General features: G+C 60.6%; 27 protein-coding genes. 22 read left to right on the top strand and 5 right to left on the bottom strand.

The window, feature by feature from the left end; genetic code table 11:
- Positions 1 to 19: 19 nt before the first annotated feature.
- The 4 genes from ACSQ2Z_RS01555 to dnaQ are packed head-to-tail and all read left to right on the top strand — an operon-like array spanning position 20 to position 2,769.
- Entirely contained in the window at positions 20 to 619 is a 600-nt protein-coding gene (locus tag ACSQ2Z_RS01555; protein WP_436079589.1) for a Maf-like protein, read from the top strand.
- The gene (locus tag ACSQ2Z_RS01550; RefSeq protein WP_436079588.1) at positions 612 to 1,472 is read left to right on the top strand and encodes a shikimate dehydrogenase; all 861 of its coding nucleotides are present in this window, start codon (positions 612 to 614) and stop codon (positions 1,470 to 1,472) included. Before ACSQ2Z_RS01555 ends, ACSQ2Z_RS01550 begins: the two co-directional genes overlap by 8 nt.
- Positions 1,469 to 2,062 (top strand): dephospho-CoA kinase, encoded by a 594-nt coding sequence (gene coaE, locus ACSQ2Z_RS01545; protein WP_436079587.1) that lies wholly within the window; start codon positions 1,469 to 1,471, stop codon positions 2,060 to 2,062. Before ACSQ2Z_RS01550 ends, coaE begins: the two co-directional genes overlap by 4 nt.
- Positions 2,062 to 2,769 (top strand): DNA polymerase III subunit epsilon, encoded by a 708-nt coding sequence (gene dnaQ, locus ACSQ2Z_RS01540; protein ID WP_436082936.1) that lies wholly within the window; start codon positions 2,062 to 2,064, stop codon positions 2,767 to 2,769. Before coaE ends, dnaQ begins: the two co-directional genes overlap by 1 nt.
- A 54-nt stretch (positions 2,770 to 2,823) precedes the next feature.
- Here the strand turns inward: dnaQ and secB are convergent, their stop codons facing one another.
- Together secB and ACSQ2Z_RS01530 are read right to left on the bottom strand one after the other, a co-directional pair.
- Positions 2,824 to 3,315: a protein-export chaperone SecB gene (secB, locus tag ACSQ2Z_RS01535; protein WP_436079586.1), complete on the bottom strand. Its 492-nt coding sequence runs from the start codon at positions 3,313 to 3,315 to the stop codon at positions 2,824 to 2,826.
- A 77-nt stretch (positions 3,316 to 3,392) separates the two neighbouring features.
- Positions 3,393 to 3,905 carry an FxsA family protein gene (locus tag ACSQ2Z_RS01530; protein ID WP_436079585.1) on the bottom strand — a complete coding sequence of 171 codons (513 nt, stop codon included), beginning with the start codon at positions 3,903 to 3,905 and terminating at the stop codon, positions 3,393 to 3,395.
- Between the two features lie 137 nt (positions 3,906 to 4,042).
- On the opposite strand from ACSQ2Z_RS01530, the gene ACSQ2Z_RS01525 reads away from it, so the two are divergent.
- From ACSQ2Z_RS01525 to gyrB, 5 genes are all read left to right on the top strand, one after another.
- Positions 4,043 to 4,741 (top strand): Tim44/TimA family putative adaptor protein, encoded by a 699-nt coding sequence (locus ACSQ2Z_RS01525; RefSeq protein ID WP_436079584.1) that lies wholly within the window; start codon positions 4,043 to 4,045, stop codon positions 4,739 to 4,741.
- Positions 4,742 to 4,754: 13 nt separating this feature from the next.
- A complete protein-coding gene (gene mltA / locus ACSQ2Z_RS01520) occupies positions 4,755 to 5,864 on the top strand; it encodes a murein transglycosylase A (protein WP_436079583.1) in 1,110 nt (369 codons plus the stop codon).
- Positions 5,857 to 6,414: a Smr/MutS family protein gene (locus ACSQ2Z_RS01515; protein WP_436079582.1), complete on the top strand. Its 558-nt coding sequence runs from the start codon at positions 5,857 to 5,859 to the stop codon at positions 6,412 to 6,414. The genes mltA and ACSQ2Z_RS01515 overlap by 8 nt, the downstream gene beginning before the upstream one ends.
- On the top strand, positions 6,411 to 6,785 hold the full coding sequence (locus ACSQ2Z_RS01510; protein ID WP_436079581.1) for a helix-turn-helix domain-containing protein: 375 nt from the start codon (positions 6,411 to 6,413) through the stop codon (positions 6,783 to 6,785). Before ACSQ2Z_RS01515 ends, ACSQ2Z_RS01510 begins: the two co-directional genes overlap by 4 nt.
- A gap of 117 nt (positions 6,786 to 6,902) precedes the next feature.
- A complete protein-coding gene (gene gyrB, locus ACSQ2Z_RS01505) occupies positions 6,903 to 9,371 on the top strand; it encodes a DNA topoisomerase (ATP-hydrolyzing) subunit B (protein ID WP_436079580.1) in 2,469 nt (822 codons plus the stop codon).
- 71 nt (positions 9,372 to 9,442) lie between these two features.
- On the opposite strand, the gene ACSQ2Z_RS01500 is transcribed toward gyrB, so the two are convergent.
- On the bottom strand, positions 9,443 to 10,045 hold the full coding sequence (locus ACSQ2Z_RS01500; protein WP_436079579.1) for a nitroreductase family protein: 603 nt from the start codon (positions 10,043 to 10,045) through the stop codon (positions 9,443 to 9,445).
- A 263-nt stretch (positions 10,046 to 10,308) separates the two neighbouring features.
- On the opposite strand from ACSQ2Z_RS01500, the gene gabD reads away from it, so the two are divergent.
- Together gabD and ACSQ2Z_RS01490 are read left to right on the top strand one after the other, a co-directional pair.
- The gene (gene gabD, locus ACSQ2Z_RS01495) at positions 10,309 to 11,763 is read left to right on the top strand and encodes an NADP-dependent succinate-semialdehyde dehydrogenase (protein WP_436082935.1); all 1,455 of its coding nucleotides are present in this window, start codon (positions 10,309 to 10,311) and stop codon (positions 11,761 to 11,763) included.
- Between the two features lie 155 nt (positions 11,764 to 11,918).
- Positions 11,919 to 12,722, top strand: coding sequence for an aldolase/citrate lyase family protein (locus ACSQ2Z_RS01490; RefSeq protein WP_436079578.1), 804 nt, complete (start codon positions 11,919 to 11,921; stop codon positions 12,720 to 12,722).
- Here ACSQ2Z_RS01490 and ACSQ2Z_RS01485 read toward each other — a convergent pair whose 3' ends face one another.
- Together ACSQ2Z_RS01485 and ACSQ2Z_RS01480 are read right to left on the bottom strand one after the other, a co-directional pair.
- Complete coding sequence (locus ACSQ2Z_RS01485; RefSeq protein WP_436079577.1) at positions 12,723 to 13,814, bottom strand: mannitol dehydrogenase family protein; 1,092 nt, start codon at positions 13,812 to 13,814, stop codon at positions 12,723 to 12,725.
- Positions 13,815 to 13,831: 17 nt separating this feature from the next.
- Positions 13,832 to 14,710 (bottom strand): FCD domain-containing protein, encoded by an 879-nt coding sequence (locus ACSQ2Z_RS01480; RefSeq protein ID WP_436079576.1) that lies wholly within the window; start codon positions 14,708 to 14,710, stop codon positions 13,832 to 13,834.
- A 233-nt stretch (positions 14,711 to 14,943) separates the two neighbouring features.
- Between ACSQ2Z_RS01480 and ACSQ2Z_RS01475 the strand changes: the two genes are divergently transcribed.
- The 11 genes from ACSQ2Z_RS01475 to ACSQ2Z_RS01425 all read left to right on the top strand — a co-directional run bounded on the left by ACSQ2Z_RS01475 (position 14,944) and on the right by ACSQ2Z_RS01425 (position 26,838).
- Positions 14,944 to 16,494: a UxaA family hydrolase gene (locus ACSQ2Z_RS01475; protein ID WP_436079575.1), complete on the top strand. Its 1,551-nt coding sequence runs from the start codon at positions 14,944 to 14,946 to the stop codon at positions 16,492 to 16,494.
- Between the two features lie 32 nt (positions 16,495 to 16,526).
- Positions 16,527 to 17,546 (top strand): aldo/keto reductase, encoded by a 1,020-nt coding sequence (locus tag ACSQ2Z_RS01470; protein ID WP_436079574.1) that lies wholly within the window; start codon positions 16,527 to 16,529, stop codon positions 17,544 to 17,546.
- A gap of 24 nt (positions 17,547 to 17,570) precedes the next feature.
- Positions 17,571 to 18,017 (top strand): RbsD/FucU family protein, encoded by a 447-nt coding sequence (locus ACSQ2Z_RS01465; protein WP_436079573.1) that lies wholly within the window; start codon positions 17,571 to 17,573, stop codon positions 18,015 to 18,017.
- Positions 18,018 to 18,251: 234 nt separating this feature from the next.
- Positions 18,252 to 19,241 (top strand): ABC transporter substrate-binding protein, encoded by a 990-nt coding sequence (locus tag ACSQ2Z_RS01460; RefSeq protein WP_436079572.1) that lies wholly within the window; start codon positions 18,252 to 18,254, stop codon positions 19,239 to 19,241.
- A gap of 129 nt (positions 19,242 to 19,370) precedes the next feature.
- Complete coding sequence (locus ACSQ2Z_RS01455) at positions 19,371 to 20,924, top strand: sugar ABC transporter ATP-binding protein (RefSeq protein WP_436079571.1); 1,554 nt, start codon at positions 19,371 to 19,373, stop codon at positions 20,922 to 20,924.
- A 42-nt stretch (positions 20,925 to 20,966) separates the two neighbouring features.
- On the top strand, positions 20,967 to 21,941 hold the full coding sequence (locus ACSQ2Z_RS01450; RefSeq protein ID WP_436079570.1) for an ABC transporter permease: 975 nt from the start codon (positions 20,967 to 20,969) through the stop codon (positions 21,939 to 21,941).
- A 97-nt stretch (positions 21,942 to 22,038) separates the two neighbouring features.
- Complete coding sequence (locus ACSQ2Z_RS01445; RefSeq protein WP_436079569.1) at positions 22,039 to 23,058, top strand: zinc-binding alcohol dehydrogenase family protein; 1,020 nt, start codon at positions 22,039 to 22,041, stop codon at positions 23,056 to 23,058.
- Positions 23,055 to 23,888: an amidohydrolase family protein gene (locus tag ACSQ2Z_RS01440; protein ID WP_436079568.1), complete on the top strand. Its 834-nt coding sequence runs from the start codon at positions 23,055 to 23,057 to the stop codon at positions 23,886 to 23,888. The genes ACSQ2Z_RS01445 and ACSQ2Z_RS01440 overlap by 4 nt, the downstream gene beginning before the upstream one ends.
- 214 nt (positions 23,889 to 24,102) lie before the next feature.
- Positions 24,103 to 25,380 carry a polyhydroxyalkanoate depolymerase gene (gene phaZ / locus ACSQ2Z_RS01435; RefSeq protein ID WP_436079567.1) on the top strand — a complete coding sequence of 426 codons (1,278 nt, stop codon included), beginning with the start codon at positions 24,103 to 24,105 and terminating at the stop codon, positions 25,378 to 25,380.
- Between the two features lie 145 nt (positions 25,381 to 25,525).
- Positions 25,526 to 25,957, top strand: a complete 432-nt coding sequence (locus ACSQ2Z_RS01430) for a DUF2852 domain-containing protein (protein ID WP_436079566.1) — start codon at positions 25,526 to 25,528, stop codon at positions 25,955 to 25,957.
- Between the two features lie 122 nt (positions 25,958 to 26,079).
- On the top strand, positions 26,080 to 26,838 hold the full coding sequence (locus ACSQ2Z_RS01425; protein WP_436079565.1) for a M48 family metallopeptidase: 759 nt from the start codon (positions 26,080 to 26,082) through the stop codon (positions 26,836 to 26,838).
- Positions 26,839 to 26,859 lie beyond the last annotated feature (21 nt).

The raw sequence follows: 26,859 nt of genomic DNA, 5'->3' as shown, positions 1-26,859 counted from the left end.
CAATCAGGATAGGAAGACAATGGCAGGCTCTCTTGTCCTCGCTTCGGCGAGCCCCTTCCGGCGCATGCTGCTGGAGAATGCCGGTATCCGTTTTCAAGCGATGGCGGCCGAGATCGATGAACGGGCGATCGAAAGTCAGATGGAGCAGCAGCATCTCCCGCCAGAGGAGATGGCGCTCATCCTTGCCGAGGCGAAAGCACGCAAGGTCGGGGAAACGCTTCCGTATGACATCATTGTTGGTTCCGACCAGACCATGTCGCTTGGCGAGCGCGTCTACCACAAGCCGAAGGACATGAATGAGGCGAGGGAGCATCTGCTGTCGCTCTCTGGAAAGACCCACCAGCTGAACAGCGCGATCGTCTTGACCCGCGGCACCGGCATCCTCTGGAAACACGTTTCCTGCGCCCGGATGACGGTTCGGGCGCTAAGCGCCGGCTTCGTCGAGCAGCATCTCGAGCGCGTCGGGGCAAAGGCCCTGTCGAGCGTCGGGGCCTATCAGCTGGAGGGCGAGGGCATCCAGCTTTTTGAGAGGATCGAAGGTGATTATTTCACGATCCTCGGTCTGCCCATGCTGCCGCTTCTGGCGAAACTCAGGGATTTGCGAGTGATCGATGCGTGATTCACGTGAAACATTTGTTAACCATGCCTTCGTCGCCGGCTATCCCGTCAAGCATTCCCGCTCGCCTTTGATCCATAGTTATTGGCTGAAACAGTTTGGTCTCGAAGGAAGCTACCGGGCGTACGAAGTCGCCCCGGACGACTTTCCGGCTTTCATCGCGTCGCTCCGGAATGGCAAGTCCGGTTTTATCGGCGGCAATGTCACCATCCCGCACAAGGAAATGGCCTTCGCCCTTTCCGACCGGCCGGACGCGTTGAGCACCGAACTCGGTGCGTCGAATACCCTGTGGGTCGAGGATGGGTTGGTGCATGCGACGAATACCGACGGTTATGGTTTCACGGCTAATCTCGACGAACGCTCCATGGGTTGGGATCGATGCGACACCGCGATCGTCCTCGGTGCCGGCGGCGCCAGCCGGGCAGTAATCCAGGCGGTGCGCGATCGCGGCGTCAAGACCATTCATGTGGTCAACCGCACGCAAGCCCGGGCACAGGAACTGGCCGATCGGTTCGGCCCGGCGGTTCACGCGCAGCCGATGGAGGCCTTGGCGGAAGTCATGCGAGACGCCGGCCTTTTCATCAATACCACGTCTCTCGGAATGGACGGATCAGAGGCGCCCGACATCGACTTCGCGATGATGCCACCCGGTAGCGTCGTGACCGATATCGTCTACGTCCCATTGAAGACGCCGATCCTGCAGCAAGCCGAAGCACAGGGGCATAAGATCGTCGATGGTCTTGGCATGCTCCTGCATCAGGCAGCCCCCGGCTTTGAAAAATGGTTTGGCAAGAGACCGCAGGTTGATGCGACGCTGCGGCAGATCATCATCGACGACATGGCGCGGCACGCATGATCATTCTGGGACTGACAGGATCGATCGGCATGGGCAAATCGACCGCCGCGCAAATGTTCGCGGATCTCGGCGTGCCTGTAAACGACGCGGACGCCGTCGTGCATGCGCTCTATCGGGGCGAGGCGGTCGCGCCGATAGAGGCGGTGTTCCCGGGAGCGACGGTGGCGGGTGTCGTCGACAGGAAGGAACTGTCCCGGCAGCTCTCAGAAAATCCGGCATTGTTCAAGACGCTCGAAGCCATCGTTCATCCGCTTGTGCGCAAGGCGGAAAGAGCGTTCCTTGCCCGTCACCGCGCAGAAAAATCACCGCTCGTCCTGCTCGACATCCCGCTGTTGTTCGAGACGAAGGCGGAAAACCGTGTCGATGCAGTGGTGGTCGTTACGTGCGATCCGGCGACCCAGAAGGACCGCGTGATGAAAAGGCCGGGGATGACGGAGGAAAAATTCGCCCTCATTCTCTCCCGCCAGGTTCCAGATGCCGAAAAACGTGCGAAAGCGGATTACATCATCGATACCAGTGGTGAGTTTGATTCGACCCGCACCCAAGTTGCGGCGATCGTCCGGCAGGTGACCACCCAGAAGAGGCCATGATGCGCGAAATCATCTTCGATACGGAAACGACGGGCCTCGATAACAGACTGGACCGCGTCATCGAAATCGGCGGCATCGAACTCGACAATCATTTTCCGACAGGCCGGACGTTTCACGTCTATATCAATCCCGTCGACCGGAAGGTGCATCCCGACGCTCTGGCGGTCCATGGCATTTCGGACGAGTTCCTTAAAGACAAGCCTGATTTCTCCGGCATCGTCACCGAACTGCTCGAATTTTTCGGCGACGCCCGCTGGGTGGCTCACAACGCGACCTTCGACATGGGCTTCATGAACGCCGAATTTGCCCGGCTCGGCCTGGCGGCGATCGCCAATGATCTGGTGACCGACACATTGGCGCTGGCCCGCCGCAAACACCCGATGGGTCCGAATTCGCTCGATGCACTCTGCCGGCGGTACGGGATCGACAATTCTCACCGGACCAGGCACGGCGCGTTGCTCGACTCCGAGCTTTTGGCGGAAGTTTATATTGAGATGATCGGCGGCAGGCAGGCAGCACTTGGTCTTCTGTCAGGTGAGAACCGCGGTGGCCCGGCCGTCGCAACCGGCGAGATCATCATCGTCGCCGGGCAAAGGCCGCAGCCGCTCGGCTCCCGGTTGAGCATTGCAGAAATCGAAGCGCATGCCGCGCTCATCGCTAAAATGGGTGCGAAGGCCATCTGGGCGAAATACGAACCCGCCAAATGAAAATGCCCGGTCGAAAACCGGGCATCATTCAAATCGCACGCGACGGGAACCGGATCAGTTCGTGTTGGCGGAGACCTGCGCCCGGACTTTTTCTTCAGCCATGCGCTGGGCAAACATCTGGGCGAAATCGATCGGGTCGATCATCAGCGGCGGGAAGCCGCCGTTGCGCGTTGCATCGGAAACGATCTGGCGGGCGAACGGGAAGAGCAGGCGCGGGCATTCGATGAAGAGCAGGGGCAGCATGTGCTCCTGCGGAAAGCCGGTGACACGGAAGACGCCGCCATAGGCGAGTTCGACATTGAACAGCATCTTGTCGCCGTCCTTGGCTTCGGCGTTCAGCGTCAGCACGACGTCGAACTCGGCATCCGACAGCGGATTGGCGTTGACGTTGACATTGATGTTGATCGACGGGGCCTTGTCGCGGGCCTGAAGCGAACGCGGCGCACCCGGATTTTCAAACGAAAGGTCCTTGATGTACTGCGCCAGGATGTTCAGGGACGGGCTCTCTGCAGCGCCGCCGTTGGGAGTAGATGCGGTATCGGTCATAAGGCCTTTTCCTTCGGACATGAATTTGGTGAGGCCATCTAGCACTTCGCACCGGGGCTTACAACCCGGAGCGCCTCTCACTTCAGGCGGTCGCGCTCGTTCGGATCGGTGCGGCCGCGGCCATTGGTGCGGGAAAATTCGTCTTCGTCGAGGTCGATGACCTGCGGGCCGGATCGGTGCGGCGAACGGCGGTCGGGTTCCGGCCCCCGCGAAAATCCGCCACCTGTCGTCACGATCGTCAGGCGGTTCTTGATTAGCGACCAGCCGAGATCCCTGACAGCTGGAATGAAAAGCAGCAGCCCAATGACATCGCTGATGAAGCCGGGAATGATCAGCAGGAGTGCAGCGACCACGATCATTGCGCCATGCACGAGCTGCCGCCCAGGGTCGGTGCCGGTCTGCGCGGCCTCATGAATTTTCCGCAACACGCCTATGCCCTGTGTACGCAGGAGAACGGCACCGGTGATCGCACTTGTCAGTACCACAAGCAACGTCATGCCGACACCGATTTCGCGGCCAACGAAAATGAAGGCCGCGATCTCTGCAAGCGGCATCAAAAGAAAAAGCAGCGGAATGATCAGAGCGCGCATGGTGTCCACTTAATCTGAAAGCAGCCCGTCCCTGTGGACCAGCAAGTGCAAAGAAGTGATATAGTCATTTGAATGATCGTGCCATGCAGACTATATGGGATGATTGCACGGCATTTTAACAGCGGTTCTGGGTGGAAATGGGCTCTTTCGACTTCATCACATTGTTTTTCCTGGTCGCCGCGGTGATCATCTTCCTCCAGTTGCGTAGCGTGCTGGGCAAGAGGACCGGTAACGAACGTCCGCCCGTTGATCCCTACTCACCCCGCGAAGCTGCCCAAGGCCCGGAAGCATCCGGCAAGGTCGTGCAACTTCCCCGCCGCGATGGCGCCGGCGAGGACATTACACGTTATGCCGATATCGATGCCTTCACCAAGGCCGGAACGCCGCTCAATGATGTACTGCGCCGCATGAACGATGCCGATCCGAATTTCGACCCGCTGGAGTTCGTCAACGGCGCCAAGATGGCCTATGAAATGATCGTCATGGCGTTTGCCGACGGCGACCGCAAGACGCTCAAGGGTCTTTTGTCCCGCGAAGTGTTCGAAGGTTTCGATGCGGCGATTTCCGAGCGCGAAAGCAAGGGCGAAGTGGTCAAATCCACCTTCGTTGGCATCGAGAAGGCCGACATGGTGCATGCCGAGATCAAGGACAGCGAAGCCAACATCACGCTGCGTATCATCAGCCAGCTGATTTCCGCGACTTACGACAGATCCGGGGCCATCGTAGATGGCGACGCTGAGGCCGTCTCTGAAGTCAACGACCTCTGGACGTTCTCCCGCGACATCCGCTCGCGCGATCCGAACTGGAAGCTGATCGCCACCGAATCCGAAAACTGATCAGGACCGGGCGATGGATTTCGATTTGCAGCGGATCGACTTTTCCGGCCTCCCCGGTTGGCGCGACGACAATCCGTTGCCTTTGCTGTCCGCCCTCAGGCGCTGTCGCCGACAAGTCGCATCCGTCAAATCGCACAAGACAGGATCGCTCGGGGTCTCGTCCGCCGACCTGATGCCGGCCTATACGGCGGCATCGACAGTTGAGATACGGACCGAAAGTGCGGCGCGGGCTTTCTTCGAAGAACACTTCGTCCCGTTCAAGATCGTCCGCAGGGATGGCAAGCCTGGTTTCGTCACGGCTTTTTACGAACCCGAAGTCCTCGTCGGCGCGACGCCGGATGAGACATTCCGCTTTCCCTTCTACCGCCGGCCGGACGACCTCATCGATATCGACGATAACAATCGGCCGGATGGTTTGGACCCGTATTTTGCCTTCGGCCGATTGAAGGACGGTGTCGTTGGCGAACATCCGGATCGCAAGGCGATCGAGCAGGGCTTTCTTACCGGACGCGGACTGGAGATCGCCTATGCGAAGTCCAAGGTCGACGTGTTCTTCGCCCATGTGCAAGGCGCGGCCCGGCTGGTCTTTCCTGATGGATCGATGAAGCGCATCACCTATGCGGCAAAGACCGGGCATTATTTTTCGGCGACCGGAAGGTTGCTGATCGAGCGGGGCAAGATCGACGCGGCGACCGTCTCGATGCAGTCGATCCGCAAGTGGCTGGATGATCATCCGGATGAGGCTGACGAGGTGCTCTGGAACAATCGGTCCTTCATTTTCTTTCGCGAGGCGGAGGTCGGTGATGCCGGACTCGGGCCCGTCGCGGCGGCGAAGGTGGCTTTGGAACCCGGCCGCTCGCTCGCGGTCGACCGCCTCATTCATACCTTCGGCGTTCCCTTCTTCATCTCGAGCGACAGCCTGACCTCGATCGATGACGGCCAGCCGTTTCGCAGGCTGATGCTGGCGCTCGATACCGGCTCGGCGATCGTCGGCCCCGCTCGCGGCGACATCTTCACCGGCTCTGGTGACGATGCCGGGCGCCGGGCTGGCGCCGTGCGCAACGAGGCCGACTTTTTCATTTTCATTCCGAAGGCCGCAGCGGCAAGATACGACCATGGCTAGGATCAGGAAGCTTACCAGCGAGGACCGGATATTGTGGGGCAAGGTTGCCCGCACCACCCGTCCGCTGCCCGGCCGCATGGACGAGCTTGCCGAATTCGAAGAGCCGGTGCCGGAAGCTGAAAAGCTGCCACCGCCCGGGATCAGGGAAGGCAAATCACTGGCGGAGTCTTTCGGCGGCGCCCCGGAAGCTGTGAAGCGCCCGCGTGTCCATCATCCTCTCGAAAAACCGGTCAAACGCAAACTGGCAAAAGGCCATCTGCCGATCGAGGCGCGGATCGACCTGCACGGCATGATCCAAAACGAGGCGCATGGGTTTCTGTTGCATTTTCTCCTGCGCGCGCATGAGCGGGGCTTGAGGCACGTGCTCGTCATCACCGGCAAGGGGACGTCGCTCGGCAGCGACGGTGCTTTGAAACGGGCGGTGCCGATGTGGTTTTCGCTTCCCGAATTCCGGATGCTGATTTCCTCTTATGAGCCGGCGGCACGCAACCACGGCGGCGAGGGCGCGCTCTATGTCCGTCTGTCGAAGCCGAGGGGCTCGACGCCATGACGCCGTTTGGCGAAGCGATGCACCGGCTGCGAGGGGTGAGAGGTGTCTCGCAGAAACAGATGGCGGCCGCGATCGGCGTATCGCCTGCCTATCTCTCGGCGCTGGAGCATGGAAAGCGCGGCGCACCGAGCTTTGAGTTCCTGCAAAGGGTCGCGGGATATTTCAACGTCATCTGGGATGATGCCGACGAGCTTTTCGGCCTAGCTGCACTTTCCGATCCAAAAGTCGTACTCGACACCTCCGGCCTGTCGCCCGCCCACACGGCTTTTGCCAACCGGCTCGCGGGCCGCATCCGTGGCTTATCTGGCGAAACAATCCGCATGCTGGAAGATGTTTTGGAAAAAGGCCGGTTTGCTGATAAGGAACTCTGATGATCCCCTGAATTCTGCCGCTTTCAGGCTGCACGGGATTTGGAACTCTGGACAAAATCCCTATATTCGGGGAGCGCCATCGAGGGCTGATTCGCACGGAATCCGATCTCCGAAGACATGGCATCAAAACCTGGAAAGACTTATAGCCGAATGACCGATTTGCCTGAAACCGAAGCCGGCGCAAACGCCGAATATGGTGCCGATTCCATCAAGGTCCTGAAAGGTCTCGATGCTGTCCGCAAAAGGCCGGGCATGTATATCGGTGATACTGACGACGGCTCCGGCCTGCACCACATGGTCTATGAGGTCGTGGACAACGCGATCGACGAGGCGCTGGCCGGTCATGCCGACATCGTCACCGTGACGCTCAATGCCGATGGCTCGGTAACCGTTACCGACAATGGCCGCGGCATCCCGACCGACATTCACACTGGCGAAGGCATATCGGCTGCCGAAGTGATCATGACGCAGCTGCATGCCGGCGGCAAATTCGACCAGAATTCCTACAAGGTCTCCGGTGGTCTGCACGGCGTCGGCGTCTCGGTGGTCAATGCGCTTTCGGTAAAGCTGAAGCTTCGGATCAAGCGCCAGGGCAAGATCCATGAGATGTCCTTTACGCACGGCGTCGCCGATGCGCCACTGGTAGTTGTCGGCGACAGCAACGGCGAAACAGGCACGGAAGTGACGTTCCTGCCGAGCGGCGACACCTTCACCATGGTCGAGTTCGACTATGGCACACTCGAGCACCGGCTGCGCGAACTGGCCTTCCTGAATTCCGGCGTCCATATCCTGCTCACCGATAAGCGCCATTCCGACATCCGCCAGGACGAGATGATCTACGACGGCGGTCTCGAAGCCTTTGTCGCCTATCTCGACCGCGCCAAGAAGCCGCTGGTCTCGAAACCTGTCTCTATTCGCAGTGAAAAGGACGGCATCACCGTCGAAGTCGCCATGTGGTGGAACGACAGTTACCACGAGAACGTGCTTTGCTTCACCAACAACATTCCGCAGCGCGATGGCGGCACGCATATGGCCGGTTTCCGCGGCGCGCTGACCCGCCAGATCGTCTCCTATGCCGACAGCTCCGGCATCATGAAGAAGGAAAAAGTGTCGCTGACCGGCGACGACTGCCGCGAGGGTTTGACGGCGGTTCTCTCGGTCAAGGTGCCGGACCCGAAATTCTCCTCGCAGACCAAGGACAAGCTGGTGTCCTCGGAAGTCCGCCCGGTCGTCGAAAGCCTCGTCAACGAGGCGCTCAGCGTCTGGCTGGAAGAACACCCGGGCGATGCCAAGATCCTCGTCGGCAAGGTGGTCGAGGCGGCCGCGGCCCGCGAAGCGGCGCGCAAGGCGCGCGAGCTGACGCGTCGCAAGGGCGCGCTCGATATCTCCTCGCTGCCGGGAAAACTGGCCGACTGTTCAGAACGGGATCCGGCCAAGTCCGAACTCTTCCTGGTCGAAGGGGATTCGGCAGGCGGTTCGGCCAAGCAGGGTCGCTCGCGCGAAAACCAGGCGATCCTGCCGTTGCGCGGTAAAATCCTCAATGTCGAGCGCGCCCGCTTTGACAAGATGCTATCGAGCCAGGAAATCGGCACATTGATCACGGCGCTCGGCACCTCGATCGGCAAGGACGAGTTCAATCCGGAAAAGCTGCGCTATCACAAGATCATCATCATGACCGATGCTGACGTCGACGGCGCTCACATCCGCACCCTGCTGCTCACCTTCTTCTTCCGGCAGATGCCGGAGCTGATCGAGCGCGGCCACCTCTATATTGCCCAGCCACCGCTCTATAAGGTCGCTCGAGGCAAGTCGGCGCAGTATCTGAAGGACGAAAAGGCACTGGAGGAATATCTGATCTCCATGGGCCTCGAGGATGCGGCCCTTGAACTGGGCTCCGGCGAGGTCCGGGCCGGCCAGGACCTGCGCGAAGTGATCGTCGACGCTCTGCGCCTGCGCTCGCTGGTCGAAGGACTACACTCGCGCTACAGCCGTTCAGTCGTCGAGCAGGCAGCGATCGCCGGAGCACTCAATCCGGAACTCAACCAACATACCGAGCAGTCGGAAGCAACAGCAGCAGAGGTCGCGAAGCGCCTCGACCTGATCGCCGAAGAGACGGAACGAGGCTGGACGGCCGTGGTTGGCGGTGACGGCGGGCTGCGCTTCGAGCGCATGGTTCGTGGCGTCAAGGAGGTGGCATCGCTCGACATGGCCCTGATCGGCTCATCCGACGCGCGCCACATCGACCAGCTGACGCCGCGTCTGAAGGAAATCTATGCGCATCCGCCAACGCTTCGCCGCAAGGATGGCGCGTTGGAAATCAGCGGCCCCCGCGCACTGCTCGACGCGATCTTCGCCAGCGGCCGCAAGGGCCTGTCGATGCAACGCTACAAGGGTCTCGGCGAGATGAATGCCGAACAGCTCTGGGAAACGACGCTCGACCCGAACGTCCGCTCGCTGCTACAGGTCAGGGTCGCCGACGCGACCGACGCCGACGGCCTGTTCTCGCGCCTGATGGGCGACGAAGTCGAACCGCGCCGCGATTTCATCCAGGAAAACGCGCTGAGCGTCGCCAACCTCGACATCTGATCCGGGCGATCAAATTGCTGGAACTTCGGAACCACGCCTCCGCAAGAAGGCGTGGTTTCGTTTTCTGGAGTTTACTCGGCGACGAAGATGCCGTTGAAGGCGACTTCCGCCAGCGGACGGCGCGGGCTCGGGGTTTCGCTTGCCTGCAAATAGTCCGGTAGCTGTGCCTTGTTGCCAAGACGGCCAATGGCCGCGGCGGCCTCGACGCGGTAGCCGTCCGGAATGCCGAGGATTTCGACGGCCTTGTCGAAATGTAAGCCGGTCATGCCGTGCGCCTGGAAACCAAGGAGCTGGGCCTGATGGGCGATCGCGCCACAGGCGGCACCGGTATCGAAGCTGTGGCTGTAGGACGGCTTTTCTTCGGTCGTTCCCGGCGCCGCGAAATGGGTCTTCGAGATCATGATGACGAGCGCCGAAGCGGACTTGGCCCAGCCCTGGTTGAACTCATTGAGAATCGGGAAGATGCGGTCCCACTGCTCGGTGCCGCGGAGCGCATAGACGAAACGCCAGGGCTGCGAATTGTAGGCCGACGGCGCCCAGCGGCCAGCCTCAAGGACGGTCAGGAGCTCGGTTTCGGAGATGGTCTCAGCAGTGAACGCGCGCGGTGACCAACGGTTTAGAAAGCTCGGCTCGATCGGATAATCGGCCTGGCGGTAGTTGCTGGAGGTTGTCATGACAAATTCCTGTCTTGGGAGGTCGGACGTTCGGTGAAAAAACGGACGCAGTCCGTATATAGGGATCGACAGTTCTCTCGATAGACGCCGGTTTGGAGATGGACTGTTTCCATTCTGGCAACAACGGTCCAAACTGGACCGGGGCATGTCGGAATGGCGAAGCGGGACGCAGAAACGGTGTTCCAGGCCATTGTCGAACGACAGAAAAAAATTGTATAAGTTCTGTAGATTTTTTCCGAAGCAAAGGAATGCCGCTGATGACCGTGACCTTGAAAGACCCTTCGCTGTTCCGCCAGGCTGCTCTTGTCGGCGAAAACTGGATCGATGCCGACCCGAACAACGCGATCGAAGTGAACAATCCGGCGACCGGCGAAATCATCGGCCGCGTGCCGAAGCTGGGCGCCGCAGAAACCAAGGCGGCGATTGAAGCAGCGGGGATTGCACAGAAGGGCTGGGCGGCGCGTACCGCCAAGGACCGCTGCGCCGTCCTGCGCAAATGGTACGACCTGATGATCGAGAACAAGGATGACCTCGGCCGCATCCTGACATTGGAACAGGGCAAGCCGCTGGCGGAAGCCACCGGCGAAATCGTCTATGGCGCCAGTTTCATCGAGTGGTTTGCCGAGGAAGGCCGCCGCATCTATGGCGACATGATCCCCGGCCACCAACCGGACAAGCGTATCCTGGTGATGAAGCAGCCGATTGGCGTCGTCGCCGCGATCACGCCGTGGAACTTCCCGAATGCGATGATCACTCGCAAGGCCGGCCCGGCTTTTGCTGCAGGCTGCGCCATGGTCCTGAAGCCCGCCTCGCAGACGCCGTTCTCGGCGATCGCCATCGCGGTTCTCGCCGAACGCGCCGGTCTGCCGAAAGGCCTGTTCAGCGTCATCACCGGCTCGGCTTCGGCGATCGGCGGCGAGATGACATCGAACCCGGTGGTGCGCAAGCTGACCTTCACCGGTTCGACCGAGGTCGGTACCGAACTCTACAAGCAGAGCGCCCCGACCATCAAGAAACTCGGCCTCGAACTCGGCGGCAATGCGCCGTTCATCGTCTTCGATGATGCCGATCTCGATGCCGCCGTCGAAGGTGCGCTGATCGCCAAATACCGCAACAACGGCCAGACCTGCGTCTGCGCCAACCGCATCTATGTGCAGGACGGCGTCTACGACGCCTTTGCTGAGAAGCTGGCAACCGCCGTCGGCAAGCTGAAGACCGGCAACGGCTTCGACGAAGGCGTGATCCTCGGACCGCTGATAGACAAGGCAGCCCTTGCCAAGGTCGAGGAGCATATTGCCGATGCAACGGCCAAGGGCGCGCGTATCCTGCAGGGCGGCAAGAAACATGCACTCGGCGGCACCTTCTTCGAGGCGACGATCCTGGCCGATGTCACCAAGGACATGGCGGTGGCGCGCGAGGAGACCTTCGGGCCCCTGGCGCCGCTGTTCCGCTTCAAGGACGAAGCCGACGTCATCAAACAGGCCAACGACACCGAGTTCGGCCTTGCCTCCTATTTCTACGCCAAGGACCTCGCCCGGGTGTTCCGGGTCGCCGAAGCGCTGGAATACGGCATGGTCGGCGTCAACACCGGTTTGATCTCGACGGCGGAAGCGCCGTTCGGCGGCGTCAAGCTCTCCGGCCTCGGTCGCGAAGGTTCTAAATACGGCATCGAGGAATTCACTGAGATCAAATATGTCTGCCTCGGCGGCATCGCTTGAACATAGACATCTGCCAAGGCCGGCTGGAGAAGTCCTGTCGGCCTTTCTATTTTCTGGCTCATGACCAGAATTCGCGGGCCGGCATCGACGAAAACGGCTTCACAGGCGTTGCAGTGGCGTTTTAAGTAGCCATGACAGCGCAAGGAGAGACAGCGATGCCCGCCCCGAAAAACACCTTCAAGGCCGCGATCCGCGAGGACCGTTTCCAGCTCGGTTTGTGGGTCGCTCTTGCAAGTCCCTACGCGGCCGAAATTGTCTCCGGCAGTGGCTATGACTGGCTGCTGATCGATGGCGAACATGGGCCGAATGATATTCCGCTCCTGTCGTCGCAGATCCAGGCGGTTTCCCGCTCGGCAAGCCACCCGATCGTGCGGCTGCCGGTCGGCGAGACGTGGATGATCAAGCAGATCCTCGACACGGGAGCGCAGACGCTGCTGATCCCGATGGTCGAGAGTGTTGAACAGACACGGGCGCTGGTCCGGGCGGTGCGCTATCCACCGCATGGTATCCGCGGGGTCGGCGCTGCGCTCGGCCGGGCGTCGCAGTTCAGCCGCATCGGCGATTATCTCGAGACGGCAAATGCGGAAATTTGCCTCATCGTCCAGATCGAGAGCCGGGCGGGCCTTGCAGCCCTTGACGAGATAGCCGCGCTTGACGGGATCGACGGGCTGTTCATCGGTCCATCGGATCTCGCCGCCGATATGGGCTATCTCGGCCAGCCCGGCCACCCGGCGGTGACCGCCGCCATCAAGGACGCGTTCGAGCGGATCAGGAAAGCCGGCAAGGCCCGCGGCATCATGACCCTTAGCCTGGATCAGGCGCGTCTCTATCGCGACCTGGGTGCGGACTTCATGGCGATCGGAACCGATGTGACGCTTCTCGTCAGCGCTACCGCCCAACTCCGCGAGGATTTCCTGACCGGCGGAGAGAGCAAAGCCAAGCCGGTTGCCGGCTACTGATCATCGGTTCCCGGTGATCGCTGCCAGCTGCGGCATGGCAACCTCCGGGCTCCAGACACGGAAATCGGCGATGCGCCGGACGATTTTTTCGGCGTGGTGATTGGCAATGTCGGCAAGCCGGTGCTTGAGAAACGGGTTCCGGAACCGGTCGAGCGTCAGGGCGACATAGTCGGCCGCCTCCCGGCCAAGCCCTCTGGCGGCAAAGCCGGGAATGACTTCGATCACGTAGATCTCCGTCAATGTCGCCGCGACATGGGGGTCGCCCAGGATCTCCTTCACCGTTTCGTCGCGCAGGCGGTCGGTTTTCAGCCAGATGTCGGCAAGCACGGTGTGACCCAGATTGAGAATGTGCAGTTTGAGCTTTTCATACGGCGTCAGGTCGTCGATCAGAAGGATTGACGGGTGCGTACAGGGTATCGATAGTCCCGGTTGGTTTTCGATTGCCCACAGCGCATAGGGCTCCGCGATGGCACCGGCGGGTTCCAGCGGCTCCGAAACGATGCGGTCGACAAGGGTATTGCCCCAGACAACGGCTGATGACAGCCAGGTCTCGAAACCGGCATCGCCGATCCGCTCGGCTTGAATGCGCAGAATGACCTCCTTCAGCCTGTCGCCGTTGCGGGCAATCAGCTCACAGGGCAGAACCGTCAGCGGTCTGCCGCCTGCAACGAATCGGGCATGAAGCAGCAGGAGCAGTTTTCCAGGAAAGGACGGGGGGATCTCCGTGCCAAGTTCGCCGCTATCCACATCGTAGCCGGTGTCGCCGGTGTTCGAGACCAGGATTTCCGCTTCTTCCGCGACGATCCGTTTCACCTCTTGCCAATCGCTTGCCGTCGTGAGCGCCCGTGCGACGCTGGTCACCCGTTGTCTCCGGTCGATTTCGACCCCATTGGCCAGACCCCGGACAATCACGGGAAATCCCTCCGGCGCCGCCAGCGCGTTCAGCCGTCCCGCCCGTTCCGCCGAGCCGGTCGTCTGGACGATAGTGATCTTTCCGATGGCCTCGCCCGTTTCAAGCGCTTCGCTGATGAAGAGATCGACGTGGGCCTGCAGGAAGCGGCTGGTTCCAAACTGGACGATCGGTGTCGGCATGGGTTTGATGAATCCGGCTATTGAATGGATTGGAGCAGGGTTTCGCGCGCTGACCTCAGATGTCGCTTGCAGGCGGCTTCGATCTGCGCCACGTCCCGTGTCTTCAGCGCTGCGATATAGGCGAGGTGTTCTTCCAGCGCCCGGGCGTTGCGTTCGCGCGCATTCGCCTTGTTCCACTGGTAGTGGTAGTGGAAGACGATAGCGATGATATCATAGAAATCGACGATGAAGCGGTTGCTCGAGGACTTGTGCACGAGCAGGTGGAAGCGTTCGTCGAGTTCGGAGAAGTCGCGGTAGCGATTGTCGATATCGGCGAGGATTTCCTGGTGCAGCGCCTCGATCCTGTCCAACTCCTGCCATGCCGGATGATCGGCATCGAGGGCCGCGAAACTTGCGGCGGAACGCAGCTCGAACATCTCGCGGACCTCGGTCAGCTCCAGCGCGAATTCACGGGTGAAGCCTTTCAGGATCCAGTGGCTGTTCGGGCGTTTCTCGATCAGTCCGAAGCGGCTGAAGCGGATGAGGAACTCGCGCACGCTGGTCGTGCCCGTGCCGATATCGCGGGCGAGTTCCAGCTCGTTGATCTGCATGCCCGGCTCGGCACCGCCGGCCAGAATCCGGCGCATGAAACTGCGCTCGATGATTTCAGACAGCGAATCGGTTTCCTCGGCCGGGTAATAATCCTCGGCCTTCGGCTGTCGCAGAACCGCCTTCGCCCGCTTGTCCCAGGCGATCAGCTGCAGTTCTTCCATCCGTGCCAAGATCGCCCGGATGGTCGTGCGGCTGACGCCGAGCGTCGCGCCGAGTTCCGGCTCGGAGGGCAAGGCGGACGTTTCCGCAAGCAGCTTGAGGCAGCGGTTGAAGGCGTCCTTGAAGACGGTGTTCTGTTTCGCCATGATTTTGCCGGCCGGATAGGGTTTCTGTCGATCGAACCGGAGATTCCCGGTTCGGCTTGGAAGGTTGCTCTATCCGGTCGGTCCGGCGCTGTCTTGGCTTGATACCCGAAGTTTCATGGTGTTGCGGTCCCTGATTTTGTTTTGATGCGGTCGTTGCCTTTTTGCTGCGACCCAGTCTGATGCATAATACCCATTGACGGCGATCTGTCTATTGTAGATAAAAGACAAAATGAATGAGCACTCTTGCTCAGAGAAAAACCGTCAAGGGAGATACCAGGGTGACCGCACCTTCCTTTATCGTTTTGTCGGCGGAAGACAATGTGGCCGTCGCGTCGCTCGCCATCGAGCCGGGCGGCGAACTGCCGGATGGCGTGCGCGCCGCAGCCAGGATCGATCCAGGCCATAAAGTGGCGATCCATCCGGTTCCCGCCGGTGAGCCGGTGGTGAAGTACGGCCAGGCGATCGGCCGCGCGACCGCCGATATCGCGCCTGGCGACCACGTCCACTCGCACAATCTCGCCTTCGATCAGGACCGCCTGTCGATCGGCGCGCCGGTGCAGCCGGAGGCCGCGAGTGCTGCCGACAAGGCGCGCACTTTCATGGGCTATCGCCGCGCCGACGGTCGTGCTGCAACGCGCAATTTCATCGGCATCATCGCCAGCGTCAACTGTTCCACCACCGTCTGTCGCGCCATTGCCGACGAGGCCAACCGGACCATCCTGCCGCGTTATGACGGCATCGACGGCTTCGTGCCGATCGTCCATGATCAGGGCTGCGGCATGAGCTCGACCGGCGATGGCATGAAAAACCTGCACCGGACGCTGGCCGGCTACACCCGCCATGTGAATTTCGGCGGCGTGCTGATGGTCGGACTTGGCTGCGAGGTCAACCAACTGACCCTTTACGGCCAGAGCGGTTCCGGCGCCGGAAAACGCCATTTCAATATTCAGGACGCCGGCGGCTCGCGCCGTGCCGTCGCCCGGGCGATCGGCGTGCTCGAGGAGATTGCCCAGGAAATCGGTACTGCAAAACGCATTCCGATCCCGGTCAGCGAAATCATTGTCGGTCTGCAATGCGGCGGTTCGGACGGTCTTTCGGGCATCACGGCAAACCCGGCGCTCGGAGTGGCGGTCGATATCCTGGCCGGCGCCGGCGGCACGGCGATCCTGTCGGAAACCTCGGAAATCTATGGCGCTGAGCACCTGCTGCGCAGCCGCGCCGTCAACGAGGATGTTGCGCGGAAGCTCGACGAGCTGATCTCCTGGTGGGAAAGCTATGTCGAGATGCATGGCGCGTCGCTCGACAACAATCCGTCGCCCGGCAACAAGCGCGGTGGTCTGACCACCATACTCGAAAAGTCGCTCGGCGCGGTGGCCAAGGGCGGTCGCTCGCCGCTGACGGCGGTCTATCACTATGCCGAGCGGGTGACCGAACATGGCCTCGTCTTCATGGATACGCCCGGCTATGACCCGGTATCGGCAACCGGCCAAGTCGCTGGTGGCGCCAATGTGATCACGTTCACGACCGGCCGCGGCAGCTGTTTCGGCTCCCGCCCCTGTCCCTCCATCAAGCTGACGAGCAACACGGCGCTTTACCGGTCCATGGAGGAAGATATGGATATCGATTGCGGCACGATTGCCACCGGAGATGCGACGATCGCCGGCAAAGGCCGCGAGATCTTCGACCTGATCATCGATACCGCGTCCGGAAGGAAGACCAAGAGCGAACTGTTCGGCTACGGCGACAATGAATTCGTGCCCTGGCACCTGGGCGCGACACTCTGACGGAAGCAGCCATCAGAGGGAGGAGGGGGTTGATGCAGACAAGAAGGATCGGTCGGACGGATCTGTCCGTTACCGAATACAGTTTCGGTACCGCGCCGCTGGGCGGGATGTATCGCGCCTGCCCGCGCGAGACGGCGATGGAAACGCTTGGCTTCGCCTGGGATGCAGGCCTGCGGTTTTTCGATACGGCACCCTGGTACGGCTTTGGCCTAGCCGAAAGACGGGTCGGGGATTTCCTACGCGACAAGCCCAGGGGCAGTTATGTTCTATCGACGAAAGTCGGCCGCCTGCAGCGCCCGGTGGCGGACGACAAGGTGCCGAGCTACGGTTTCGTCGATCCGCTGCCGTTCGACACCGACTACGACTATTCCTACGATGGGATCATGCGATCGGTCGATTTCAGCTATGCCCGACTTGGCCTGAACCACATTGATATCCTCTTCGTTCATGACATCGGTGTCTATACGCATGGTGCCGAGCGCAACCGCGTCTATCTGCGCCAGCTGTTTGATGGCGGCCTCAAGGCCCTGGAGCAATTGAAATCGAGCGGCGCCATTTCCGCCTACGGGCTTGGTGTCAATGAAGTACCTGTCTGCCTGGATGTGATGCGGGAGGCGGATCTCGACTGCATCCTGCTTGCCGGGCGCTACACACTGCTTGACCGCACTGCCACTGCCGAACTGCTGCCGCTCTGCGAGAAAAAGAAAACCTCGCTGGTGGTTGGCGGCGTTTTCAATTCGGGTATTCTGGCAACGGGTCCGGTGGAGGGATCGCATTTCGACTATATGCCGGCAGACCGGGAGGTTCTGGATAAGGTGGGTGCGCTGGAGAGGATCGCTCAATCGCAAGGGCTGCCGCTTGCGGCACCCTCGATCCAGTTTCCGCTACAGAATCCGGTCGTTGCCTCCGTCTTGCTCGGAACGGCAAAACCGTCGAGCCTGACGCGCAATATGGAATTGACGGAACGGCGCCTGCAGCCGGCCGACTTTGAGCCTTACGACGCCTATACGCTGGTCGCGCCCGAAATGGGAACGGAAGCTGTTCGAGTCTAGCCGGATCGTGAAAGGGAAAGCGGAATGCTGAAGGGAATACATCCATTGCTCGGACCGGATCTGCTTCATGCGATCCGCACGATGGGCCATGGCGACGAGATCGTGGTCGGCGACGCCAATTTTCCGGCCAGCACCATGGGGTCGAAGGTGGTGAGGGCCGACGGGGTCGACGCCTTGAGCATCACGGAGGCAATCCTTGCGCATATGCCCCTCGATACCTTCGCCGACGAATCCGCCTGGCGGATGGAAGTCGTCGGCGATTCGTCGGCCGAGCCGGAAGTCTGCGTCGAATTCCAGAAGCTGGTCCACAAGCTTTCCGGCGATTTCAGGGTCGTGCCGATCGAGCGCTTTGCCTTCTATGAGCGCGCGCGCAGGGCGGCCTATATCGTCGCGACGACGGAGTTTCGGCTCTATGGAAATATCATCCTGAAAAAGGGTGTCGTTCACCCGGAGGAACTCTATCGGGTATAGGCCCGCTAATACCGGTCCGGGGAAGGCCGGTTCATCCGTGTGATGAAAAAACAACGACTTGGCGTAGGGAGGAAATCAATGTGCAAGGATTTTAACCGCCGCTTGCAATTTCAAAATTGCTGAGATAGCTTGCCGGAGTAAAATGTTTTTTATCGATAAAAGATCGATCTGCATGCGTCTTGCGGATCGATCCGAGGAGAACTCAACAAGACGCTGTTGGAGGAGAACAACACCATGACCCTAATGAAGCATATCCTGTCGCGCCGCGCCTTCACCAGCCTTGCCGGTGCTGCCGTGTTCGCCACCATGATGCCGATGACTTCTTTCGCCCAGGACGTCACCATTCCGATCATCGTCAAGGACACCACGTCCTTCTACTGGCAGATCGTTCTCGCCGGCGCCCGCGCTGCGGGCAAGGATCTCGGCGTCAAAGTGCCGGAACTCGGCGCGCAGTCAGAATCAGACATCAACGGCCAGATCAGCATTCTTGAAAACGCCGTTGCCGGCGCGCCTGCCGCCGTCGTCATCTCGCCGACGGAATTCAAGGCGCTTGGCAAGCCGATCGACGAAGCCGCCAAGTCCGTGCCGATCATCGGCATCGATTCCGGCGCAGACTCGAAGGCTTTCACCTCGTTCCTGACCACCGACAACACCCAGGGCGGCCGTATCGCTGCTGACGGTCTTGCCGCCGCAATCAAGGAAGCAACCGGTAAGGAAGAGGGCGAAATCGCCATCATCACCAGCCTGCCGGGTGTCGGCTCGCTCGATCAGCGCCATAATGGCTTCATGGAGCAGATTGCTGCGAAATATCCGGGCCTCAAGGTCGTTGCCGACAAATATGCTGACGGTCAGGCTACTACCGGCCTCAATATGATGACCGACCTGATCACCGCAAACCCGAACCTCGTCGGCGTGTTTGCTTCCAACCTGATCATGGCGCAGGGTGTCGGTCAGGCGATCGCCGAAAACAAGCTCGGTGACAAGATCAAGGTCATCGGCTTCGACAGCGATGAAAAGACGGTCGGCTTCCTCAAGGAAGGCGTGCTCGCCGGCCTCGTCGTCCAGGATCCGTACCGGATGGGCTATGACGGCATCAAGACCGCCCTGGCAGCTTCCAAGAAGGAAAAGGTCGAGGCCAATGTCGATACAGGCGCCAACCTTGTGACCAAAGCCAACATGACCGACCCGAAGATCGACGCCCTTCTGAACCCGAAGGTCAACTGATCAATAAAGGCGGCAGGATCACAGCCGTTGGGCGACTGCCCTGCCGCCCCCCGCAGAGCGCGATCTTGACCTGCTTCAGGCTGAAACTTTGGCTTGGAGCAGGTTTCGGGTCCAGGAGGAGGAGCCGCCATGACAGGACTATTTGACGTTAGCCACCGGCACGAGGAAGGCGCGGCGACGGTTGCCAGGCATCCCGTTCCCAGGGGAGAGCTAATCCTGGAATTGCGCGGCCTGCAGAAGAAATACGGTGCCGTCGAGGCCCTGAAACCGGCCAACTTGACGTTCCTGTGCGGCGAAATCCATGCGATCGTCGGCGAAAACGGTGCGGGCAAGTCGACGCTGATCAAGCTTTTGACCGGTGTTATCCGGCGAACGTCCGGTGAGGTTTTCTGGTGCGGCGAACCCGTTCAGCTGTCGACGCCGACAGAGGCGATCTCGCGCGGCATCAATGCCGTTCACCAGGAAGTCGTGCTCTGCCCGCATCTGAGCGTCGCCGCCAACATGTTCCTCGGCGACGAGATGAACAATAGCGGCCTGATGCGCAAGCGCGCCATGACCGATGCAGCGCAGGCCGTGCTCAACGATCTCGGCTTCAACCTGCCGGCGGCAGCGACGCTGTCGACATTGACGATCGGCCAGCAGCAACTCGTCGCGACGGCGCGCGCGGCGATGCGTGGCACGCAGTTTTTGATTTTTGACGAGCCGACCGCCTATCTGACCCGTCAGGAATCGGCGCAGCTGTTCCGGCTCATTCGCCGGCTTCAAGCCGAGGGCGTGACCATCGTCTATATCAGCCATCGCATGGAAGAAGTCTTCGAAATCGCCGATCGTGTTTCGGTCCTTCGCGACGGCACCCATGTTGGCACCCGCAAGATCAGCGAGACCAACGATGCCGAGTTGATCGCGTTGATGATCAATCGCACCATCGAGCAGATCTATCATAAGGAAACCCTGCCGATCGGCGCCACCATCGTCGAGGCGCGCGGCCTTTCCGGTCCCGGCTTCGAGGATATCTCGCTCTCCGTGCGGGCCGGCGAAATTGTCGGGCTTTACGGCCTGATCGGCGCCGGGCGCAGCGAATTTGCGCTTGGCCTCTATGGCCGCCAGCCGGTCACGTCCGGCGAAATCTACTGGCAGGGCAAGAAGGTCGAAATCCGCAATGAACGCCAGGCGATGGATCTCGGCATTGCGCTGGCGCCGGAAAGTCGCCGCGATCAGGGGCTCTGCCTCAACCTGCCGATCGGCCTCAACATCAACTTGCCGGTGTTCGATCGTTTGACCAGTGGGCTGACCATCAACCGCCGGCGCGAGATCGAAAACGCCGACCGGCAGATCAGGGACCTGAAGATCAAGACGCCGACGCGCCGGGTGCTGGCGTCTGCCATGTCCGGCGGAAACCAGCAGAAGATCGTCATCGGCAAGTGGCTGAGCCACGGCGCCAAACTGTTCATTTTCGATGAGCCGACGGTTGGCGTCGACGTCGGCACCAAGGCTGAAATCTACCGATTGTTTGCCCGGCTGCTGGAACAGGGGGCGGGCATTATCCTGATCTCGTCCTATCTGCCGGAGGTCTACGAACTTGCCGACCGGCTGCATGTGTTCCGGCAGGGAAAACTCGTGGCTAGTCACAGCTATCGCGGCGGCTCGCACGAGGACGTGCTGACGCAGGCGATCGGCGTGTGAAATCGTGAACAGACCAGAAGAACATATGCGTGGAGGAAAATCATGAGCGTTGAAGCGACAACAGAAGCGGCACCTGTGCCGAAACGAGGAATGAACATTCTGTTCGGGCTCACCCTGCTCGGGCTTCTGTTGTTCCTTTGGCTGCTTCTCGGTCTTTCGACCAGCAGCTTCTGGACATCAAACAACCTCAGCAATCTCCTGCGTCAGGGTGCGATGACGGCGATCCTGGCGGTGGGGCAGACCTTCGTCATCATCACCGCCGGCATCGATCTTTCTGTCGGCGCCGTCGTCGGTTTTGCCAGCGTTGCGGTTGCTTGGTTGCTCGCCGCCGGTGTGCCGCTCTGGCTGGCGATGATCATCACGCTGCTGATCGGCGTGCTGATCGGCGCGTTCCATGCTTTCGGCATTGTGCGTATGGGACTTCCAGCATTCATCATCACGCTGGCGACCTTGACGTCGCTGCGTGGCATCGGCCTTCTCGTCACCAACGGTTCGACGATCTCGATCAGCAACGAGGCTTTCACGAATTTTTCCCGTGCTGATTTCCTCGGCATTCCCAGCCTGTTCTGGATGGTTCTCGTCGTCGCTATCCCGGCATATGTCTTCCTTCACTTAAGCCGCTGGGGCCGTTATCTCTTCGCCGTCGGTTCCAACAGAGAAGCGGCGCGCCTGTCCGGCGTCAATGTCAACCGGACGATCTACCTTGCCTATATCCTGTCCTCCACCTGCGCCGCCTTCGTCGGGCTGCTGCTTGCCTCGCGCATCGGCATCGGCAACGCCACTCAGGCGGAAGGCTGGGAACTGCAGGCGATCGCCTCCTCGGTCATCGGTGGCACCAGCCTGTTCGGTGCGGTTGGCTCGGTGCAAGGGCCGCTGCTTGGCGCCTTCATCCTGGCGACGATCAACAATGGCGCCAACCTGCTTAACGTCAACTCGTTCTGGCAGCGCATCATCACCGGCGTGCTGATCATCGTCATCGTCTATTTCGACCAGTTGCGCCGCCGCGGCTCGCGCTGACTGTCCTCCCACATCCGGCCGGCTGGAGCCAGCCGGCCGGATGCCGATCAAAACCGTGACTCACGTTGTTGCGGACGATTGCAAGGAACTGCCTGCCATGAAAGCCGCGATCTGCCCCGAGCCCGGGCGTCTGGAACTTACTGACCGACCGCTACCGCCGGCGCCGCCAAGGGGTTGGGCGCGACTTTCCGTCAGCCACGTCGGTATCTGCGGCACCGACTATCACATCTTCGAAGGCAAACATCCCTTTCTCGAATATCCCCGCGTCATGGGTCACGAGATTTCGGCGACAGTGATCGCATCAGGCGAAGGAGTTTCGTTGACGCCGGGAACGGCTGTCATTGTCAATCCCTACCTTTCCTGCGGAACCTGTGTTGCCTGCCGCAAGGGCAAGCCGAATTGCTGCGCGGCGATCAAGGTGCTGGGTGTTCATGCCGATGGCGCCTTCTGCGAGGAAATCCTGGTGCCGGAGGGAAATCTTTATCCGGCTGGCGACCTATCGCTGGAGGCGGCGGCAACCGTCGAGTTTCTGGCGATTGGTGCCCACGCCGTGCGCCGTTCACTTGCTCCGTCCGGATCGCGGGCGTTAGTTATCGGGGCCGGACCCATCGGTCTTGGCACCGCGCTGTTTTCGCGCATCGCCGGCCATGAGGTGACGCTTCTCGATGCGAGCCCCGAGCGGCTGGCGATGGCCGCCGATCGGCTTGGATTTGCACATGGCATTCTCGCCGGCGATGGCGCATTGGATGCGGTACTGGCAGCGACAGGCGGCGATGGCTTTGATGTCGTCTTCGATGCCACCGGCTTCGGCGGCTCGATGGAAAAAGCCTTTGCCTTCGTTGCCCATGGCGGCTGCCTGGTCTTCGTCAGCGTCGTTAAGGACGACATCCGCTTTTCCGATCCTGAGTTCCACAAGCGCGAAATGATGCTGGTCGGCAGCCGCAACGCGACGCGGCAGGATTTCGAGCACGTGGCAGCCTCGATCCGCGCCGGCCATGTGCCGGTCGAAGCGTTGATCACGCATCGTACGACTCTGGATGACGTAGTAAGTGACCTGCCGCGCTGGGCGCATGAGAAGGCCGGATTGATCAAGGCCGTGGTAAAGGTATCGCCTTGAGCCATATCGATGCGCATCAGCACTATTGGACGCTCGGCCTTGGCCACAATGACTGGCCGCCGTCGGAGTTTGCGGCGATTCATCGGGATTTCACGCCGGAAGATCTGAGGCCGCATCTGGCGGCGGCGGGCATCACCAAAACCGTGCTGGTCCAGGCGGCACCGAACCTGGCCGAAACCGAATTCCTGCTTGATGTGGCAGAACGCGAAGGAACCGTCGCCGCCGTTGTCGGCTGGGTGGACGTGTGGTCGCCAACGGCACGTTCCGATCTGGAGCGGTTCAAGCGCCATCCGAAGTTCAGGGGAATCCGTCCTATGCTGCAGGGTCTGGAGGATACGTTCTGCATCCTTCAGCCCGAGGCGATGCGCACGTTGGAGATGCTGCCGGGACTGGGCCTGCGTTTCGACGCTCTTATTCAGCCCCGCCATCTGCCGGTTATCACGGCTCTCGCCGACCGGTTGCCCGATCTGCCGATTGTCATTGACCACGCAGCCAAGCCCTTCATTGCCACGGGCACCCTTGAGCCCTGGTGCGCCGACATGACGGCGCTCTCCCGGCGGTCGAATCTCTGTGTCAAGCTCTCCGGACTGGTAACGGAAGCGGGCAACGGCTGGACGGTGGAACGGCTGCGGCCCTACGTCTTGCACCTGCTTGATGTCTTCGGACCGGAACGCATGATGTTCGGCAGCGATTGGCCTGTCGTTGATCTCGATGCCAATTATGAAAAATGGTGGATAGCGGCGAACGAATTGCTGCGAGACCTTGATGAAAGCGCTCGTTCGGCGGTTCTTGGAACGAGTGCCGCGCGTTTCTACGGCATTGATTCGTGATGGGCAGGCTCGCGCAAGCGCCTTTTCCGAGTACCAAGCCTTCCATGACAGATTTGTAATGAAACTAGTCCTTAGTGAGCAGGGCATATTTATTGCGTCGCAAAAGAAAAGTGCTACTATTTGCCTCACTCGCGGACACGAAAGAACGAGAATGCAAGGTTGCGTCCGGTTGGGAGCGGCGTTGTCGTCCACGGTAACAAGGAGAACGCTTCCGATGTTTTACCAGCTCTACGAGCTCAATCATGCGATGATGGCCCCGTGGCGCGCCGCGGCGGATGCCATGCGGCTGGCCTATGCCAATCCGCTTAATCCCTTTGCGCATACCCATCTCGGCCGCATGGCCGCCGCTGGCCTCGAGGTTTTTGAACGGACAACCCGACGCTACGGAAAGCCCGAGTTTGGCCTTCCTGAAACGATCGTCGACGGAACTGCCGTTGCCGTCAATGAACGGGTCGTTTGGCGAGAGCCCTTCTGCAACCTCATCCATTTCGAACGCGCAGTGCCGAAAACCAGGGCGGCCGATCCAAGGGTGCTGATCGTCGCGCCGATGTCCGGACACTATGCGACGCTGCTGCGCGGCACCGTCGAAGCGCTGTTGCCGCAATCTGATGTCTATATTACCGACTGGATCGATGCCCGCACAGTGCCGCTGACCGAGGGCACCTTCGACCTCGATGACTACATCGACTACGTCATCCATATGCTGCATGCCCTCGGGCCTGACACCCATGTCGTCGCCGTCTGTCAGCCGGCCGTTCCGGTACTGGCTGCGGTGGCGCTGATGGAAGCGAATGACGATCCGCTGTCGCCGTCCTCGATGACCCTGATGGGTGGACCAATCGACACGCGCATCAACCCGACCGCGGTCAACCAGCTCGCCGAGGACAAGCCGATCACATGGTTCCGTGACAACGTCGTCATGCCGGTGCCGTTTCCGCAGCCGGGCTTCATGCGTCCGGTCTATCCCGGCTTCCTGCAGCTTTCCGGCTTCATGTCGATGAACCTAGACCGCCACCTGACGGCGACCAAGGACTTCTTTGAACATCTGGTCAAGAACGACGGCGACGCCGCCGAAAAGCACCGCGATTTCTATGATGAATACATGGCCGTCATGGATCTGACGGCCGAGTTCTACCTGCAGACGGTCGAGACCGTCTTCATGCGCCATGCCCTTCCGAAGGGCGAGATGGTGCATCGCGACCGCCGCGTCGACACGACCGCGATTCGCAAGGTCGCCCTGCTCACGGTCGAGGGTGAGAATGACGATATTTCCGGCGTCGGCCAGACCAAGGCGGCGCAGACGATCTGCACCAACATCCCCGAGAACATGCGTATGCATTACATGCAGCCGGATGTCGGCCACTACGGCGTTTTCAACGGATCGCGGTTTCGTCGCGAGATCGCGCCGCGCATCACCGCGTTCCAGCGCGAGCATGCTCGCAGCGCCAGGCCGCGGGTGCCGCGGGTGATCACGGGCGGAAAGATCGCCTGATCCCCGTTTATATCGATTTCACGGGTCGGATATCAGGGGTTTGCCGGAATCTGCGAAGGTTTGCCTTGCAGAGCGGCAGACCCCTTCCCATCTCGTTATGAGCGGGCCCGAAGGAGAGGCCCACTTTTAGTGAGGACTTCTGAACATGAACCAATCTGCATTGATCCGTCCGGACTGGACGCCTGCGACCATTGCCATGATGGTGCTCGGTTTCGTGGTTTTCTGGCCGCTTGGCCTTGCCATGCTTGCCTACATCCTGTTCGGCGAAAGGCTGAAATCCTTCAAGAAGGACGCCAATTCGACAATCGACGGCGTCTTTACATCGTTCAAGCGTGGCGGTGGCCGCGGCTTCTGCGGTCCGCAATTTCGCACCGGCAACGTCGCCTTTGACGACTGGCGCGAAGCAGAACTTGCTCGCCTCGATGAAGAACGCCGCAAGCTCGATGAAATGCGCCAGCAGTTCGACGACTATGTTCGCGAGTTGCGTCGCGCCAAGGACCAGGAAGAATTCGACCGCTTCATGCGCGAACGCAATTCCGGCGGTTCTGGCTCCACCCCGGGCTTCCCCGCGCATTGATCGCAATGGTCAACTGGACGACAAACCGGTATTCGCCTCGAATACCGGTTTTTCTTTTTGATATATCGTGCGCGCATCTCGCGGATCATGCGCCCATCAAACGAATCGGCTATCAATCCCTCATGTTCTCCCTGCTTCGAAAGTCGCGTCAGCCCAAGTCCCCGCCGCCGCCCGTGCAGCGGACGATAGACGTTGCGGGCAAGGCGATGCCGCTGACGATCCGGCATAATGCCCGCGCCACGCGGATGACGCTGCGGATCGAGCCGGGTGGCCGTTCCTTGAAGATGACGATCCCGGCCGGGCTGCCAGAGCGTGAAATCAACGCCTTTCTCGACCGGCATCAGAGCTGGCTAATGACCAAGCTCGCCCGGTTTTCCGGCGAAAGTGTTCTGGAAGAGGGCGGCACCATCCTGCTGCGCGGCGTTGCCCATCGGATCGAGCGCACCGGCAAGCTGCGTGGTCTGACCGAAGCCGTCGTCATCGACGACGAGTCTGTGCTCCGGGTGAGCGGCGCAGAAGAGCACTTGCGCCGCCGGATTGCGGATTTCCTGAAGAAGGAAGCGCGGAAAGACCTGGAACACCTGGTTGCGATCTATGCCCGCATCGTCGGCCGCAAGGTGAAGTCTCTGAGTTTCAAGGATACACGCAGCCGCTGGGGCTCCTGCGCCGCCGATGGGAGCTTGAGCTTCTCCTGGCGCATTGTCATGGCGCCGCCGAAGGTGATCGACTATTTGGCCGCACACGAGGTGGCGCATTTGCGCGAGATGAACCATGGATCGGATTTCTGGGATCTCTGCGAAGAACTCTGCCCCGCCATGGAAGATGCCAAACGCTGGCTGAAGCGCAACGGCACGATGCTGCACGCCATCGATTTCGATTGACCGGCTCAGCGCCGATACTGG

It is taken from the genome of Pararhizobium sp. LjRoot235 (assembly GCF_964254145.1).
In the GTDB taxonomy this organism is placed as follows: domain Bacteria; phylum Pseudomonadota; class Alphaproteobacteria; order Rhizobiales; family Rhizobiaceae; genus Pararhizobium.
The sequence above is the reverse complement of the archived record's forward strand: the minus strand, read 5'-3'. Positions and strand labels throughout refer to the sequence as shown.